Consider the following 16,045-nt stretch of genomic DNA (forward strand, 5'->3'; position numbering starts at 1 on the left):
CTCCCATGGGTTGTCCACAGGCCGGGGGCGGCGTCGGGACGCGTTGTCAGTGGCAGGCAGTAGCGTCATGGACGTGAAGCGAACGACTCAGACACCCAGGGTGGAACCCATGGCAGGAACCGACCGCGACAAGGCGCTCGACGCCGCGCTCGCACAGATTGAACGGCAGTTCGGCAAGGGTGCCGTCATGCGCCTCGGCGATCGGCCGAACGAGCCCATCGAGGTCATCTCGACGGGATCCACCGCCCTGGACGTCGCCCTCGGCGTCGGCGGTCTCCCGCGCGGCCGCGTGGTGGAGGTCTACGGCCCGGAGTCCTCCGGCAAGACGACCCTGACCCTGCACGCGGTGGCCAACGCCCAGCGGGCCGGCGGCAAGGTCGCCTTCGTGGACGCCGAGCACGCCCTCGACCCCGACTACGCCAAGCGCCTCGGCGTGGACGTCGACTCCCTGCTGCTGTCCCAGCCGGACAACGGCGAGCAGGCCCTCGAGATCACCGACATGCTGATCCGCTCCGGCGCGCTGGACCTCATCGTGATCGACTCCGTGGCGGCCCTCGTGCCGCGGGCCGAGATCGAGGGTGAGATGGGTGACTCGCACGTGGGTCTGCAGGCCCGTCTGATGAGCCAGGCGCTGCGCAAGATCACCGGTGCGCTCCACCAGTCCAAGACCACCGCGATCTTCATCAACCAGCTCCGCGAGAAGGTCGGCGTGATGTTCGGCTCGCCGGAGACGACGACCGGTGGCCGCGCGCTGAAGTTCTACGCCTCCGTGCGGCTGGACATCCGCCGTATCGAGACCCTCAAGGACGGCACGGACGCGGTCGGCAACCGCACGCGCGTCAAGGTCGTCAAGAACAAGGTCGCGCCGCCCTTCAAGCAGGCCGAGTTCGACATCCTCTACGGCCAGGGCATCAGCCGTGAGGGCGGCCTGATCGACATGGGTGTGGACCACGGCTTCATCCGCAAGTCCGGTGCCTGGTACACCTACGAGGGCGACCAGCTCGGTCAGGGCAAGGAGAACGCGCGCAACTTCCTGCGCGACAACCCCGACCTCGCCGACGAGATCGAGAAGAAGATCAAGGAGAAGCTCGGCATCGGCGTCCGGCCGGAGGCCGCGGCTGACGAGGCCGGCGCCGACGCGACCGCTCCCGCCGCTGCAGCGGCCGACCCGGCCAAGGCCGACGCCGCGACCGTCCCGGCGCCCAAGGCCGTCAAGGCGACCAAGGCCGCGGCCGCCAAGGCCTGACGGTGGTATCCCGGCGCAAGGATCGTGGTGACTCCTCCTCCCCCTCCTTGCCCGCCTTCGGGCAGGAGGGGGACAGTGCGGAGCAGGAGCGCCCACTGGACCCAGTGGAGCAGGCGCGGGCACTCTGTCTGCGCCTGCTCACCGGGACCCCCCGCACCCGAAAGCAGCTTGCCGACGCCATGCGCCGCCGGGACATCCCGGAGGAGGCGGCGGAGCAGGTGCTGGAGCGGTTCGAGGACGTCGGGCTCATCGACGACCAGGCGTTCGCCCACGCCTGGGTCGAGTCCCGGCACCGCGGCCGGGGCCTTGCCCGGCGTGCCCTCGCGCAGGAACTGCGCACCCGGGGGGTGGACGCCGAGGCGATCGGCCACGCCGTGGGGCAGCTCGACGCGGAGCAGGAGGAGGAGACGGCCCGCGCCCTCGTCGATCGCAAGCTCAGGGCCACCCGCGGTCTCGAGAAGGAGAAGCGGATCCGCCGGCTCGCCGGGATGCTCGCCCGCAAGGGGTACGCGGAAGGGCTCGCCCTGAGGGTGGTCCGCCGCGCCCTGGAGGAGGAGGGTGAGGACCCGGAGTCGCTGGAGTACTACCTGCCCGACTGAACCTTCGCTGAGGTTCCTTGACCGTGCCTCTGAGTCGACTTAGCCTCACAACGGGTGAGGGATCGCGTCCTCAGAGATACGGGAGTTGGTGCCATGGGCATCGCGCTGGGGACCGAATCCGTTTTCACGGTCGCGGCCGTGGCCGTCACCGTGGTCGTCGCCGTCACCGCGGGCGTGCTGCTCCGACGGCTTCGCGCGGAACGCGAACAGCTCAGGGCTGCGGCCGAGCGTGAGGCCCGGGAGATCCGGGCCACCGCCAAGGAGGAAGTCCGCGAGATCCGGGCCGACTTGGAGCGGCGTGAGCAGCGGCTCGCCGACCGGGAGGCCCGTATCGACGCCGAGTCGGAGCAACTCCACCGGCGTCGCCGCGAACTGGCGGAGGAACGCGAGGAGCTGGAGCGCCGCCGCGCCGAGCTCAACCGGCTGGAGGAGGAGCGGCGCGAGGTCCTCGAGCGCGTCGCCGCCTACACCGCCGCCGAGGCCCGTGCCGACCTCGTGCGCTCCGCGGAGCAGCAGGCCAAGCGCGAGGCGGCGGTGATCGCCCGCGACATCGAGCGGGCCGCCCGCGACCGCGGCGAGGAACGCGCCCGGCGGATCGTCGCCGGGGCCATCCAGCGGGTGGCCACCGAGCAGACGGCCGAGTCCGTGGTGTCGGTGCTGCAACTGCCCGGCGACGAGATGAAGGGCCGGATCATCGGCCGTGAGGGCCGCAACATCCGTGCCTTCGAGGCCGTCACCGGAGTCAACCTCATCATCGACGACACGCCCGAGGCGGTGCTGCTCTCCTGCTTCGACCCGGTGCGGCGCGAGGTCGCCCGGCTCGCCCTGGATGCACTCGTCACCGACGGCCGTATCCACCCGCACCGCATCGAGGAGGTCTACGAGCGCAAGCAGGCCGAGGTCGAGCAACTGTGCGTGCGCCACGGAGAGGACGCGCTCACCGAGATCGGCATCACCGACATGCACCCCGAACTGGTCACGCTGCTGGGGCGGTTGCGCTACCGCACCTCCTACGGCCAGAACGTGCTCGGCCATCTCCTGGAGTCCTCGCACATCGCGGGCATGATGGCCGCCGAGCTCGGCGTCGACCCGGCCGTGGCGAAGCGCGGCACCCTGCTGCACGACATCGGCAAGGCCCTCACCCACGAGGTCGAGGGCAGCCACGCCCTCATCGGCGCGGACCTGGCGCGACGGCACGGCGAGTCCGAGGACGTCGTCCACTCCATCGAGGCCCACCACAACGAGGTCGCCCCCCGCACCGTCGAGGCGGTCCTCACCCAGGCCGCCGACGGCATCTCCGGCGGGCGTCCCGGCGCCCGGCGCGAGTCCCTGGAGAGCTACGTCCGCCGGCTCAAGCGGCTGGAGCAGATCGCCGCCGCCCACACGGGCGTCTCCAAGGTCTTCGCCATGCAGGCCGGACGCGAGATCCGGGTCATGGTGCGCCCGGAGGACGTGGACGACATCCAGGCGCAGGTCATCGCCCGCGACGTGGCCAAGCAGGTCGAGGAGGAACTCACCTACCCCGGCCAGATCCGCGTCACTGTCGTCAGGGAGTCCCGGGCCACGGAGTTCGCCCGCTGAACGGACCGGCCCGCGACCCGGACCCCGGCCGGCCCGCGCCCGCGCCCGGGCCAGGGCCGGGGCCGGGGCCCGTCAGTGGGGGACGCGGTCCTGGACGGCGCTCGGGGGGCCGCCGCGGGCGAGGTCGGCGTAGGCGTACAGCTCGGTCGGGCGGCAGCCGGTCATCACGGTCACCAGATGGCCGTCCGGGCGGATCAGCAGCACGCTGTGCGCCGTCGACCCCGGATAGGCCTCGGTGACGAGCAGTTCCGCCCGGGTGGGCAGGGCCGCCACCGCCTTGGCCAGCCGGGGCATCAGGCCCGCGGTGAGCCAGTGCCGGCTCTCCCACACCCCGGTGCCCGGCGCGACCAGGACGACCAGCAGGTCACGCCCGAGCCGCTCGTACAGGTGTGCACGGGAGCCGTCGAGCGCCGTGACCGGGACGTCGACGACCGCGCCGCCCGGGGGAGTGGCGCAGGACCCCAGCAGTGGCGACGGCGCGGCCGCGGCCGCCGAGGAGGCCGAGGCGGCGGCGCCCGCTCCGCGGGGGGCGGGCAGCGCGAGCGGTGAGCGGGCGTAGACCGGCGGGGCGCCGAGCGCGCCCCGGCCGAGGTGGCCGTCGGTGAGCAGCTCGGCGTACCGCCGGGCGGAGCCGGACAGCACGGAGCGCCGCACCGTGTGCCAGACACCGCTCGTCCGCAGCAGCGGCAGGACCTGGTCGGTGGCCCGCAGCCGGGCGCCCACCGCGCCGCGCCGTTCGGCCTGGTAGCTGTCGAGCAGGGTGTCCGACGCCCCGTGGTGCCAGGCCAGGGAGAGCTTCCAGGCGAGGTTGTCGGCGTCGCGCAGGCCCTCCTCCAGGCCCTGCGCGCCCAGCGCGCCCATGAGGTGCGCCGCGTCGCCGGCCAGGAAGACGCGTCCGGCGCGCCAGCGCCGGGCCAGGCGCTGGTGCACCGGGTACTCGGCGGAGCCCAGCAGCTCGTACGGAGGAACGCTTCCGCACCAGGCCGTCAGGGTGCCGCGGACGCGCGAGACGAGCTCGTCGGAGGTGAGCGGTTCTCCGCGGGCCGGCAGCAGCCAGTCCAGCCGCCACACCCCGTCCGGCAGCGGACGGGCCGTCACCTCGGGTCCCGCGCCCGGCCCCGGCGGCTCGCGGTGCAGCAGCGCCACGCCCTCGTCGGGCAGCGCGACCCGCAGGGCGGCCACGGCGTGCCGGTCGACGGCCGTACGGCCGGGGAACCGCACGCCCAGCAGCTTGCGCACGGTGGAGCGCGGGCCGTCGCAGCCGATCAGGTAACTGCCGCGCCACCAGGTGGCGTTGGCGCCCTTGGTGCGGACGCTGACACCGCGCTCGTCCTGCTCGACCGCTTCGATGCGGGCGCCCGGCACGATCCGCGCCAGTGCCTGTTCGGCGAGCGCCCCGCGCAGCCCGCGCTCCAGGCGCTCCTGCCCGATGTGCAGGGGGGAGGGGCCCTGCCCACCGGAGGCTGGGTCGCCGAACTCCACCCGGACGGTCTCCTGCCGGCGGCGCAGCGTCCGCCACGCGTCCCAGGTCGCGCCGGACTCGTACAGCCGGCGGTGGCCGAGCCGGACCAGCAGCCCGGCGGTCTCCGGGCTCAGTACGGCCGTGCGCTCCGGGGAGAGTGCGGGCGGGTGGTCGTGCTCGTCGAGGACGATGCTCGGCACGTCGTGCCGGGCCAGGCAGAGCGCGAGGGCGAGCCCGACCGGACCCGCCCCCGCGATGATCACCGGGTCCACGGCAGGGTCCCGGGAAGTTGTGCAGTCACATTGCGTATGCAACCTACTGCGCGTGCGTGCGTCAAGTGACCACACCTGCCGCGCGGTGGTACGCCTGGCGCACCGTCACTCCGCCGCGGCCTCCACCGCCTTGATGTCGCCGGCCTTGGGCGGCGCGCCCTTGCGGCTGCGGCGGCCGCGCCGCTCGATCCAGTTGGCCAGCGCGCTGAGCGCCAGGCACATCAGGATGTAGATCGGCGCCACGATGATGATCATCGGGATGAAGGGGAAGCCCGCGCTGTTCTTGGCGATGAGGTTGCCCGTGTAGAGCAGCTCCTCGTACGTGATGATGTAGCCGAGCGAGGTGTCCTTCAGGGTGACCACCAGCTGGCTGATGATCGACGGCAGCATGGCCCGGGTCGCCTGCGGGATCAGTACGAAGACCATGACCTGCGTCTTGCGCAGGCCGACCGCGTACGCGGCCTCGCGCTGGCCCTTCGGCACGGCATTGATGCCGGCCCGGAAGATCTCGGCCTGCACCGAGCCGTTGTACAGGGTCAGGCCGATCACCAGTGCCCACAGCGGGGCTGCGGTGAAGACGCCCACGTACAGCGCGAAGATCATGATCAGCAGCGGCATCGCGCGGAAGAACTCCACGACGACGGTCGCCACCCACCGCACCGGGGCGTGGTCCGACAGCCGGCCCGCCGCCAGTGCCGCCCCCAGCACCAGCGAGAAGACCGCGGCGAGCGCGAAGGCCTTCAGCGTGGAGACCAGACCGTCGACGAGGCGCTGCTGGATGTCGGTGTACTGGAAGGGCTCCCAGAGGTACGAGGCGAACTGCCCGGAGCTGTCGAGCCGCCGGTAGACGAACCAGAGCAGCGCCAGGATCGCGAGGGCGGCGAGCGCGCCGACGACCCGGTTGCGGACCCTGGCCCGGGGGCCGGGCGCGTCGAAGAGGACGTTCGCGCTCATCGGGCCACCGCCAGCCGGTTCTCGAGCAGTCGGAAGACCGCGCTGATGAAGAGGGTGATGATCAGGTAGGCGACGGCCACCCAGATGAAGATCGCGAAGATGTTGTAGCCCTCCTCGCCGAGCGTCTTCTGCACGCTGAACAGCTCGAAGACGCTGAAGCCACCGGCGATCGCGGAGTTCTTGGCGAGCGCGATCAGCAGGCTGCCGATGGGAGGCAGCACGGTCCGGGTGGCCAGCGGCAGGATGATCAGCCGCAGGGTCTGGGTGAAGGTCATCCCGAGGCTGCGGGCGGCCTCGGCCTGCCCGAGCGGGACGGTGTTGATGCCCGAGCGCACGGCCTCGCAGATGAAGGCCGAGGTGTAGCAGCTCAGCGCGAGCACGGCGAGCCGGAAGAAGCTCCAGGTGTTCAGCCCCAGCCGGGGCAGCACCAGCGCCGCGATGAAGAAGAGCAGGGTCAGCGGGGTGTTGCGCAGCAGCGTCACCCAGACTGTGCCGAAGGCGCGCAGGGGCGGCACCGGGGACACCCGGAACGCGGCCATGATCACCCCGAGCACCAGGGCGATCGCCCCGCTCAGCGCGGTCAGCTCGACCGTGCCGAGGAACCCCTCGCGGAAGAGCGCGAAGTTGTCCAGCAGTACGTTCATCGATTCTCCGAAGGGGGTGCGCCGACGGCCGCTCCTGGCCGCCGGCGCATCAGGCTCGGGCTGTGCCGGGGAAGGGGGACGGGACCCGGCTCAGGCCGGGTCCCGGCCGTTTCAGGACTCCAGCTGAGGGATCTCGGCGCTCACGCCGGACTTGCCGAGCGTGGCGTCGTACGCCTTCTTCCAGTCGCCGTTGTCCTCGTGGTTCTTCAGGGCGGCGGTGAGCGCCTCCTGCAGGACCTTGTCGTCCTTGAGCAGGCCCACGCCGTAGGGCTCCTCGGAGAACGGCTTGCCGACGACCTCGAGGTTGGCCGGGTCCTGGGCGGCGTAGCCCTTGAGGATGGCGTCGTCCGTGGTCACCGCGTCCACCTGGCCGGAGGCGAGGTTCTGCACGCAGAGCGAGTACGAGTCGTACTCGACCGGCTCGGCGCCGTAGCCGCCGTCCTTGATGCGCTGGATGGAGGTGGAGCCGGTCGCCGAGCAGACCTTCTTGCCCTTGAGGTCGTCCGTGCTCTTGATACCGCTGCCCTTCTTGACCAGGAGGTCCTGGCCCGCGACGAAGTACGGGCCGGCGAAGGAGACGGACTTCTTGCGCTCGTCGTTGATGGTGTAGGTGCCGACGTAGTAGTCGACCTGGCCGCCGGAGAGGGCGGTCTCGCGGTTGGCCGACTGGATCGTCTTGAACTCGATCTTGCTCTCGTCGAAGCCGAGGTCGGCGGCGATCATCTTGGCGATCTCGATGTCGAAGCCGGAGTACTTCTTGCTGCCCGGGTCCTGGTAGCCCAGGTTCGGCTGGTCGGCCTTGACGCCGACGACGAGCTTGCCGTTCTTCTTGATGCGGTCCCAGGTCTTGGAGCCGGCCAGGTCCACGCCGGTCTTGACGGTGTAGGTGGGCAGCTCGGCGGCGGCAGCGCTGCTGGAACCGCTCTTGTCAGGGGTGCCGGAGGAGGAGGGCGAACCCTCCTTGCCGCACGCGGTGGCGGTGGCGGTCAGCGCCAGGACGGCCAGAGCGGCGGCGGCAGTGGTACGGAAGCTCATCGTGATCATCCTTAGGTCGGCGAACCGTCGGTGTCGCTCTCAGTGGTGAAGGATCTTCGAAAGGAAGTCCTTGGCCCGGTCGCTCCGGGGATTGCTGAAGAACTGGTCGGGCGTCGCCTGCTCGACGATCCGCCCGTCCGCCATGAAGACGACGCGGTTCGCGGCGGACCGGGCGAAGCCCATCTCATGGGTGACGACAACCATCGTCATCCCGTCGCGTGCGAGCTGCTGCATGACCTCCAGCACCTCGTTGATCATTTCCGGGTCGAGCGCCGAGGTCGGCTCGTCGAAGAGCATGACCTTCGGTTCCATCGCCAGCGCCCGGGCGATCGCCACGCGCTGCTGCTGGCCTCCGGAGAGCTGTGCCGGGTACTTGTCCGCCTGGCTGCCCACGCCCACCCGGTCCAGCAGGGTGCGGGCGCGGTCCTCGGCGGCCTTCTTGCCGGCCTTGCGCACCTTGACCTGGCCGAGCGTGACGTTCTCCAAAACCGTCTTGTGCGCGAAGAGGTTGAAGGACTGGAAGACCATGCCGACGTCGGCGCGCAGCCGGGCCAGCTCCTTGCCCTCCTGGGGCAGCGGCTTCCCGTCGATCGTGATCAGACCCGAGTCGATCGTCTCCAGGCGGTTGACGGCCCGGCACAGGGTCGACTTGCCCGACCCCGAGGGGCCGATGACGACCACGACCTCGCCGCGGCCGATGCTGAGGTTGATGTCCTGGAGCACGTGCAGAGCGCCGAAGTGCTTGTTCACGTCCTTCAGTACGACCAGGTCGTCGGCCGCCGGAACGGCGTCCTCGGGCACCGGGACTTCGGTCATCGGCGTGTGCTCCATCCTCGTCGGTTGACCAGACCTCGGCGATCACCCTATTGACGCCCGGCGAACGGAGTCAGCACATCTGAGGGGAACTTGAGCATTACGATCCGGTCACTGGCTGGCACAAATCCGGCACTGTGGGTGAGCCCGGCCGGTTGTGCAGCGTACCGGCTCCGTAACAGTCGCCACGCAGGACCGGGCTGCGCTTGACGCGCACGTGGCCGATCGGCGTGTATTCGGTGGTAGAGCATGATTGCGGGGGCGTGAAGGACCGGGCCGCGGGAGGTGAACGGATGAGACTGCTGCTCGTGGAGGACGACCACCGGGTCGCCGCCGCGCTGGCGGCCGTGCTGGCCAAGCACGGACTGCAGGTCACCCATGCCCGCAGCGGCGAGGAGGCACTGCACGCGCTGCTGCCCGACCACGGTCCCGGTTTCGACGTGGTCCTGCTCGACCTCGGCCTGCCCGACCAGGACGGCTTCGAGGTGTGCAGCCGCATCCGGCTGCGTACCGCCATTCCCGTGATCATGGTGACCGCCCGCGCCGACGTGCGGTCGCGCATCCACGGACTCAACCTCGGCGCCGACGACTACGTGGTGAAGCCGTACGACACCGGTGAGTTGCTCGCCCGCATCCACGCCGTCTGCCGCCGCAAGGCGCAGGAGACGTCGACGGGGCCCGAGGCGGAGGGTGCGCCGGCCCCGGACGTCATCGGGCTCGGCCCGGTCCGGGTGGAGCTGGCCACCCGCAAGGTCACCGTCGGCGACGAGCCGGTCGCGCTGACCCGCAAGGAGTTCGACCTGCTCGCGATGCTGGCGCAGCGGCCCGGGGTGGTCTTCCGTCGTGAGCAGATCATCAGCGAGGTGTGGCGGACGAGTTGGGAGGGGACCGGGCGCACCCTCGAGGTGCATGTGGCGTCCCTGCGCTCCAAGCTGCGCCTGCCCTCCCTGATCGAGACCGTGCGCGGGGTCGGCTACCGCCTCGTCGTGCCCTCCGGCTAGGGGGCCGTTCTTCCGTGCATGCCCGGCTGCTGCCGCTGCTCATCGTGCTGATGGCCGGTGTGCTGCTGGCGCTCGGCTTCCCGCTCGCCGCCAGCCTGGCCGCCACCCAGCAGCAGCGGGTCGTCGTGGACCGCATCGACGACACCGCGCGCTTCGCCGCGCTCGCGCAGTACGTCAGCACCGACGGCGGGGGCGAACGGGAGAGCACGCTGCGGACGGAGCTGCTGCAGTACCAGGAGGTCTACGGCATCAGGGCCGGCGTCTTCGACCGCGACGGCAAGCCGATCGCCTCGGCCCCGGCCGGCTGGACGCTGCCCACCGGCGGCGAGGCCTTCACCGCGTACAGCGAGGCCCTCGCCGGGCGGCGCAGCCACGACCCCACGCAGATCTGGCCCTGGCAGCACCGCTCCCTGCCGGTCGCCTCCCCGGTCGTCCGGGACGGCGACGTAGTCGCGGTGGTGCTGACCGACTCGCCGACCGGTGCCATGCGCTCGCGCATCCTGCGCGGCTGGCTGCTGCTCGCGGCCGGTGAACTGGCGGCCATGATCGTGGCCGTCATGGCCGCCTTCCGGCTCACCGGCTGGGTGCTGCGCCCGGTCCGGGTGCTGGACCGGGTCACCCACGACATCGCCACCGGCCGGATGAAGTCCCGCGTGGCCGTCTCCGGGGGTCCGCCGGAACTGCGCCGCCTGGCCCGCTCGTTCAACGAGATGGCCGACAACGTCGAGGAGGTCCTCGACCAGCAGCGGGCCTTCGTCGCCGACGCCTCCCATCAGTTGCGCAACCCGCTGTCCGCGCTGCTGCTGAGGATCGAGCTGCTGGGCCTGGAACTGCCCGACGGGCACGAGGAGATCGCCTCGGTGCAGGAGGAGGGCAAGCGGCTGGCCTCGGTGCTGGACGATCTGCTGGGCCTCGCCACCGCCGAGCACGCGGAGGCCAACCTCGCCCTCACCGACATCGCCGCCCTCGCCGCGGAACGCGTCGAGGCGTGGCGGCCGGTCGCCGAGCGCGACGGCGTCGAACTCGGCTACGGCGGCGCCGCCGCGGTGACCGGCTGGGCCGATCCGGTGGCGCTGTCCAGCGCCCTCGACGCCGTGATCGACAACGCCGTGAAGTTCACGCCGGGCGGCGGGCGCGTACTGGTCACCACCGAACCGCGGGGAGGCCCCGGAGCCGTCGACGTGATCGTGGCCGACGGCGGCCCGGGGCTCACGGGGGACGAACTGGCCCGCATCGGTGACCGCTTCTGGCGCAGCCCGCGCCATCAGAACGTCGACGGCTCGGGTCTGGGCCTGTCCATCGCGCGGGTGCTGCTGGCCCAGGGCGGCGGCTCCATCGTGTTCGCCCCGAACGAGCCGCACGGACTGCGGGTCACCCTGACGGTGCCGCGAACGGCTCCCTGAGCCCGGGGCCGGCCTGGCGGGCCAGCGGGTTGGAACCGATCGAGTTGTGGATGCTGAAGTTGACCGCGTCCGAGCGGTAGCGGTCGTCCGACCACTCCACCGGGCGGCCCTTCTGCGTCGTGGTCACCCGGCGTACCCGCAGCAGCGGGCTGCCGCGCCGCACGCCCAGCAGTTCGCTGTCCCGGGTGCCGGCCGAGACGGCGTCGATCAGGTGCTCCCCGTAGGCGAAGACCAGGCCCATGTCGTCGTACAGCCGCTGGGTGACGGACTCGCAGTCCGGCTCGATGCGCAGCACCGCGGGGGCGATCCAGTCGGCGTAGACCGTGCGCTCCACCAGGACGCACTCACCGTCGAGACCGCGTACCCGCAGTACGTACAGCACGTCCGTGCCCGTGCGCAGGTGCAGGCGCGTGGCGTCCTCCGCGGTGGCCGGCCGGGTCTCGGCGCGGACCACGGTGCCTGAGGCGGCACGGCCCATGGCCCGAGCCCACTGGGCGAAGCTGCGCAGTTCCGCGAAGCTCTGACTGCGCCGGCTGGCGAGCACGACGCGGCGGGCGCCCTGGCGGGAGCCGATCAGTCCCGCCGTGGTCAGCGCGGCGACGGCCTGGCGCACGGTCCCGCGGGAGACGCCGTACCGGGCGGCCAGTTCCGTCTCCGGGGGGAGCAGGGCACCGACCGTGTACTCCTCGTCGTCGATGGCCCGCCGGAGCTCCTCGGCGATCTCCTCGTGCCGTGCCGCCACTGCGCCCCCTTCCGTTCATGCACCGTCTGCGCACAACACCGCTCAGCGTAGACGAGCTTGGCGTCGATCGCGCGCAGGGGTTCACGGCTTCCCGGGCCTGTCACCAGGCCCTTGGCCGAAAAGGGACGACTGCCCTCTCCAAGCTTGCAGAGGTTTTCCCGCCGTTTACGGAAAGGCCATTGACGCCCGGCCTACTGAAGGCCAACTTGTTCGGACAAGTTGAAGCGCTCCCCGACCTCTTTGCCCTTCAGGACCCGACTTCCCCTCCAGGAGACATCCGTGCCCGCGTCCCTTCCGAAGGCGGCCGCTCTCGCCGCCGGCCTCGCCGTGACCGCGCTGGCCCTCAGCGCCTGCGGTTCGGCCCCCACCACGCAGACCTCCGCCGACGGCAAGAACGGCAAGAGCGCGGCCACCGCGACCTCCGCCGAGGAATTCGGCGGCATGGACGCCCTGATCACCGCCGCCAAGAAGGAGGGCACGCTCAACGCGATCGCCCTGCCCCGCGACTGGGCCAACTACGGCGCGCTGATCGACGGCTTCACCAAGAAGTACGGCATCAAGATCCAGAACGAGACCCCGGACGCCGCCAGCCAGGACGAGATCAACGCCGTCACCTCCCGCAAGGGCCAGGACCGCGCCCCCGACGTCCTCGACCTGGGCGCCTCCTTCGCGATCAGCGGTGCCCAGCAGGGCCTGTTCGCCCCCTACAAGGTCGCCTCCTACGACGACATCCCGGCCGCCCAGAAGGACGCCCAGGCCCGCTGGTACAACGACTACGGCGGCTACGTCTCCATCGGCTGCGACGCCAAGCGCGTCAAGAACTGCCCGACCACCTTCGCCGACCTGCTCAAGCCCGAGTACAAGGGCCAGGTCGCGCTGAACGGCAACCCGACCAAGTCCGGCTCGGCCTTCGGCGGTGTCTACGCGGCGGCGCTCGCCAACGGCGGCTCCTTCGACGACATCCAGCCCGGCATCGACTTCTTCGGCAAGCTGAAGAAGAACGGCAACTACAACCCCGTCGAGTCCACCCCGGCCACGGTCGAGAAGGGCGAGACCCCGATCAGCATCGACTGGGACTACCTCAACGCCGGTTACGCCGAGGAGTTCGCCAGCAAGGGCGTGGACTGGAAGGTCTCCGTCCCGAGCGACGGCCAGTACGCCCAGTACTACGCGCAGGCCATCAACAAGGACGCCCCGCACCCGGCGGCCGCCCGCCTGTGGCAGGAGTACCTCTACAGCGCCGAGGGCCAGAACCTGTGGCTCGCCGGCTTCGCCCGCCCCGTCCTGATGCCCGCCATGGACAAGGCCGGCACTCTCGACAAGGCCGCCGCCGCCAAGCTCCCCGCGGTCACCGGCACCCCGTCCTTCCCGACCGACGACCAGCAGAACAAGGCCAAGGAAGTGCTGGCCCAGGGCTGGGGCAAGGCCGTCTCCGGATGACCGACCCGATGACCGCCACCGCGGCGCCCGTCGCCGCCGCTGCCGGGGCCACCGCCCCGGCGCGGCGGCGCTCGGCCGGCTGGCTCGCGGTGCTCCCGCTGCTCGTCTTCGTGGCGATCAGCTTCGGGGCCCCCGCGGTCGCCATGGTCAACGGCGCCTTCACCGTCAAGGACCCCGCGAGCGGGGCCTCCTCGTACACCACGGCCAACCTGACCACCTCCCTGCAGGGCGCCTACCTGACCGCCCTGTGGGGCAGCGTCAAGCTGTCCGGGCTCTCCGCCGCCATCGGCGCGGTGCTCGGGCTGCTGCTCGCCCAGGCCGTGGTGACCTCGCGGTTCCGCGCGCTGCGGGAAGCCGTGCTGACCGCCTCCGGTGTGCTCGCCAACTTCGGCGGGGTGCCGCTGGCCTTCGCCTTCGTGGCGACCCTGGGCAACGCGGGCGTCCTCACCCGTCACCTGGGTCTCGCCGACCACGGCTGGAGCCTCTACAGCTTCTGGGGCCTGGTCATCGTCTACCTCTACTTCCTCATCCCCCTCATGGTGCTCACCGTGACCCCGGCGCTGGAGGGGCTGCGCGTCCAGTGGCGGGAGGCCGCGCAGAACAACGGCGCCACCAACGGCCAGTACTGGCGGCACGTCGCCCTGCCCGTGCTGGCCCCCTCGCTCCTCGGCGGCCTGGTCCTGCTCTTCGGCAGCGCCTTCGCCGCCTACGCCACCGCCGCGGCGATGGTCGGCAGCTCCGTTCCGCTGATCACCCTCCAGATCGCCGACGCCATCTCCGGCAACGTCCTGGTCGGGCAGGAGAACGTGGCGCTGGCCCTGAGCCTCGACATGATCGTCGTCGCCGGCCTGGTCATGGCGGTCTACCTGCCCCTGCAACGACGGAGCGCGCGATGGCTGGACTGACGGACACACGGATCCGGCCCTGGCGCGGCATCGTCCTCGTCGTCGCCGGCCTCTACTTCCTGGTGCCGCTGGCCGCCTCGGTGATCTTCACCGTGGACGTCCCCGGCCAGGGCGTCACCTTCGACGCGTACGGGCAGATCCTCAAGGCGGAGGGCTTCACCTCCAGCCTGCTGCTCTCCCTGGAACTCGCGGCCGCCACCATCGGCGTCGTCCTGCTGCTGATGGTCCCCGCCATGGTGGCGCTGCGGCTGTCCGCGCCCCGGCTGCGCCCGCTGGTGGAGGTGATCTGCTCGCTGCCGCTGGTGGTGCCGCCGATCGCGCTGGTGGCCGGGGTCAGCAGCGTGCTGCGCTGGGGCCCCGAGCACCTGGCCAGCACGCCGTTCTTCCAGACCTTCGTGGCCATCCAGAACCCGGCCTTCCCGGTCGTCCTGGTGCTCACCTACGTCGTGATGGCGCTGCCCTTCGTCTACCGGGCCCTGGACGCCGGACTGCGGGCGGTCGACGTCCGCACCCTCGTCGAGGCCGCCCGGTCCTGCGGCGCGAACTGGCCGGCCGCCCTGATCCGGGTCGTGCTGCCCAATCTGCGCGGGGCGCTGCTCAACGCCTCCTTCCTCACCCTCGCCCTGGTGCTCGGCGAGTTCACCGTCGCCCAGCTGCTGGGCTTCCAGCCCTTCGCGGTGTGGATCGTCACGGTCAGCGGCTCGCAGGCCCAGCTGTCGGTGGCCGTCTCGGTGCTCAGCCTGCTGGTCACCTGGGTGCTGCTGCTCGTCCTGGCCGCCGTCGGCGGACGCCGCCCCACCTCATCCGCCTCCCGGAAGTGACCGACAGATGACCGACACCTCCCCCGCCCCGGTCGCCGACGCCGTGACCGCCGCGAGCAGCGGCGCCACCGTCGAGTTCCGGGCCCTGCGCCGCTCCTTCGGAGCCACCACCGCCCTCGACGGGCTGGACCTGACCGTCCGGCCCGGCGAACTCGTCGCGCTGCTCGGCCCGTCCGGCTGCGGCAAGACCACCGCGCTGCGCATGCTCGCCGGCTTCGAGCACCCCGACTCCGGCCAGGTCCTGGTCGACGGCGAGGACGTCACCAGGATCCCCGCGCACCGCCGCGACGCGGGCATGGTCTTCCAGTCGTACAGCCTCTTCCCGCACCTGAGCGCGGCCGACAACGTCGCCTTCGGGCTGCGCATGCGCAAGGTCGGCGCCGCCGAGCGGCGCACCCGCGCCGCCGAGCTCCTGGAGCTCGTCGGTCTGCCGGACCACGGTGACCGCTACCCGCACCAGCTCTCCGGCGGCCAGCAGCAGCGCGTGGCCCTCGCCCGCGCCCTGGCGCTGCGCCCGCGCGTCCTGCTCCTGGACGAGCCGCTGAGCGCGCTGGACGCCAAGGTGCGCACCACCCTGCGCGAGGAGATCCGCCGCCTCCAGCGCGAACTCGGCATCACCACGCTGTTCGTGACGCACGACCAGGAGGAGGCGCTGTCCATGGCGGACCGCGTCGCCGTCATGAACGCCGGGCGGATGGAGCAGTGCGCCGCGCCCGCCGAACTGTACGACCGCCCCGCCACCGCCTTCGTCGCCGAGTTCGTCGGCACCAACAGCCGCCTGCCGGGCCGGCTCACCGACGGCGGCCTCGTCGAGGTCCTCGGCCGGCGGCTGCCCGCCCAGGGCGACGTGCCCGCCGGCACCGAGGTGGACGTCCTGGTCCGACCCGAAGCGGTGAGCGTGGACGCCGACCCCACCGGCGACGCGCGCGTCGTGGCGACCGCCTTCCTCGGCGCCGTCACCCGGGTGACCGTGCGACTGGCCGACGGCACCTCGGTCAAGGCCGACCTGGCCAGTTCCGAGGCCGCCGCCCTCCCGCCGGGCGCGACCGTCACCGTGTCCCTGCCCGACCGGCCCGTCCTGGTCACCGCGCGCGCCGTCTGATCCCGACCGCACCCCCATCCCCCCA

Annotated in this window: 14 protein-coding genes and 1 pseudogene; 9 read left to right on the plus strand and 6 right to left on the minus strand. The window is 71.7% G+C overall.

The annotated features are described in order from the left end of the window. Nucleotides 1-109: 109 nt before the first annotated feature. The 3 genes and pseudogenes from recA to rny all read left to right on the plus strand — a co-directional run bounded on the left by recA (nucleotide 110) and on the right by rny (nucleotide 3,426). On the plus strand, nucleotides 110-1,246 hold the full coding sequence (gene recA, locus PV342_RS35270; protein WP_326572113.1) for a recombinase RecA: 1,137 nt from the start codon (nucleotides 110-112) through the stop codon (nucleotides 1,244-1,246). Continuing rightward, nucleotides 1,195-1,845 (plus strand): annotated as a pseudogene (gene recX / locus PV342_RS35275) (recombination regulator RecX); the annotation flags it as partial. The gene recA and the pseudogene recX, both read left to right, overlap by 52 nt. Nucleotides 1,846-1,938: 93 nt before the next feature. Next, nucleotides 1,939-3,426 (plus strand): ribonuclease Y, encoded by a 1,488-nt coding sequence (rny, locus tag PV342_RS35280; RefSeq protein WP_400795402.1) that lies wholly within the window; start codon nucleotides 1,939-1,941, stop codon nucleotides 3,424-3,426. A 72-nt stretch (nucleotides 3,427-3,498) separates the two neighbouring features. On the opposite strand, the gene PV342_RS35285 is transcribed toward rny, so the two are convergent. The 5 genes from PV342_RS35285 to PV342_RS35305 form a co-directional block, all read right to left on the minus strand. Next, nucleotides 3,499-5,160 carry an FAD-dependent monooxygenase gene (locus tag PV342_RS35285; RefSeq protein ID WP_018561802.1) on the minus strand — a complete coding sequence of 554 codons (1,662 nt, stop codon included), beginning with the start codon at nucleotides 5,158-5,160 and terminating at the stop codon, nucleotides 3,499-3,501. A 105-nt stretch (nucleotides 5,161-5,265) separates the two neighbouring features. After that, the gene (locus PV342_RS35290; RefSeq protein WP_500320260.1) at nucleotides 5,266-6,114 is read right to left on the minus strand and encodes an amino acid ABC transporter permease; all 849 of its coding nucleotides are present in this window, start codon (nucleotides 6,112-6,114) and stop codon (nucleotides 5,266-5,268) included. Continuing rightward, the gene (locus PV342_RS35295) at nucleotides 6,111-6,758 is read right to left on the minus strand and encodes an amino acid ABC transporter permease (protein ID WP_500320262.1); all 648 of its coding nucleotides are present in this window, start codon (nucleotides 6,756-6,758) and stop codon (nucleotides 6,111-6,113) included. Before PV342_RS35295 ends, PV342_RS35290 begins: the two co-directional genes overlap by 4 nt. A gap of 111 nt (nucleotides 6,759-6,869) precedes the next feature. After that, complete coding sequence (locus PV342_RS35300; protein WP_386987492.1) at nucleotides 6,870-7,793, minus strand: glutamate ABC transporter substrate-binding protein; 924 nt, start codon at nucleotides 7,791-7,793, stop codon at nucleotides 6,870-6,872. Between the two features lie 39 nt (nucleotides 7,794-7,832). Beyond that, on the minus strand, nucleotides 7,833-8,609 hold the full coding sequence (locus tag PV342_RS35305; RefSeq protein ID WP_329185356.1) for an amino acid ABC transporter ATP-binding protein: 777 nt from the start codon (nucleotides 8,607-8,609) through the stop codon (nucleotides 7,833-7,835). Between the two features lie 290 nt (nucleotides 8,610-8,899). Here PV342_RS35305 and PV342_RS35310 point away from each other — a divergent pair, with 290 nt between their 5' ends. After that, the gene (locus PV342_RS35310) at nucleotides 8,900-9,607 is read left to right on the plus strand and encodes a response regulator transcription factor (RefSeq protein WP_361006379.1); all 708 of its coding nucleotides are present in this window, start codon (nucleotides 8,900-8,902) and stop codon (nucleotides 9,605-9,607) included. Between the two features lie 14 nt (nucleotides 9,608-9,621). Then, nucleotides 9,622-11,010: a sensor histidine kinase gene (locus PV342_RS35315; protein WP_500320264.1), complete on the plus strand. Its 1,389-nt coding sequence runs from the start codon at nucleotides 9,622-9,624 to the stop codon at nucleotides 11,008-11,010. On the opposite strand, the gene PV342_RS35320 is transcribed toward PV342_RS35315, so the two are convergent. Continuing rightward, entirely contained in the window at nucleotides 10,979-11,752 is a 774-nt protein-coding gene (locus PV342_RS35320) for a GntR family transcriptional regulator (RefSeq protein WP_400795419.1), read from the minus strand. The genes PV342_RS35315 and PV342_RS35320 overlap by 32 nt on opposite strands. Nucleotides 11,753-12,031: 279 nt before the next feature. Between PV342_RS35320 and PV342_RS35325 the strand changes: the two genes are divergently transcribed. The 4 genes from PV342_RS35325 to PV342_RS35340 are packed head-to-tail and all read left to right on the plus strand — an operon-like array spanning nucleotide 12,032 to nucleotide 16,020. Further along, a complete protein-coding gene (locus PV342_RS35325) occupies nucleotides 12,032-13,192 on the plus strand; it encodes an ABC transporter substrate-binding protein (RefSeq protein ID WP_400795422.1) in 1,161 nt (386 codons plus the stop codon). Next, nucleotides 13,189-14,097, plus strand: a complete 909-nt coding sequence (locus PV342_RS35330; RefSeq protein ID WP_037732565.1) for an ABC transporter permease — start codon at nucleotides 13,189-13,191, stop codon at nucleotides 14,095-14,097. Before PV342_RS35325 ends, PV342_RS35330 begins: the two co-directional genes overlap by 4 nt. Next, nucleotides 14,085-14,918 carry an ABC transporter permease gene (locus PV342_RS35335; protein WP_433424651.1) on the plus strand — a complete coding sequence of 278 codons (834 nt, stop codon included), beginning with the start codon at nucleotides 14,085-14,087 and terminating at the stop codon, nucleotides 14,916-14,918. The genes PV342_RS35330 and PV342_RS35335 overlap by 13 nt, the downstream gene beginning before the upstream one ends. Before the next feature lie 7 nt (nucleotides 14,919-14,925). Continuing rightward, nucleotides 14,926-16,020, plus strand: coding sequence for an ABC transporter ATP-binding protein (locus tag PV342_RS35340; RefSeq protein WP_391579652.1), 1,095 nt, complete (start codon nucleotides 14,926-14,928; stop codon nucleotides 16,018-16,020). Nucleotides 16,021-16,045: the final 25 nt, after the last annotated feature.

It is taken from the genome of Streptomyces sp. PA03-3a (assembly GCF_033792735.1).
Classification (GTDB): Bacteria; Actinomycetota; Actinomycetes; order Streptomycetales; family Streptomycetaceae; genus Actinacidiphila.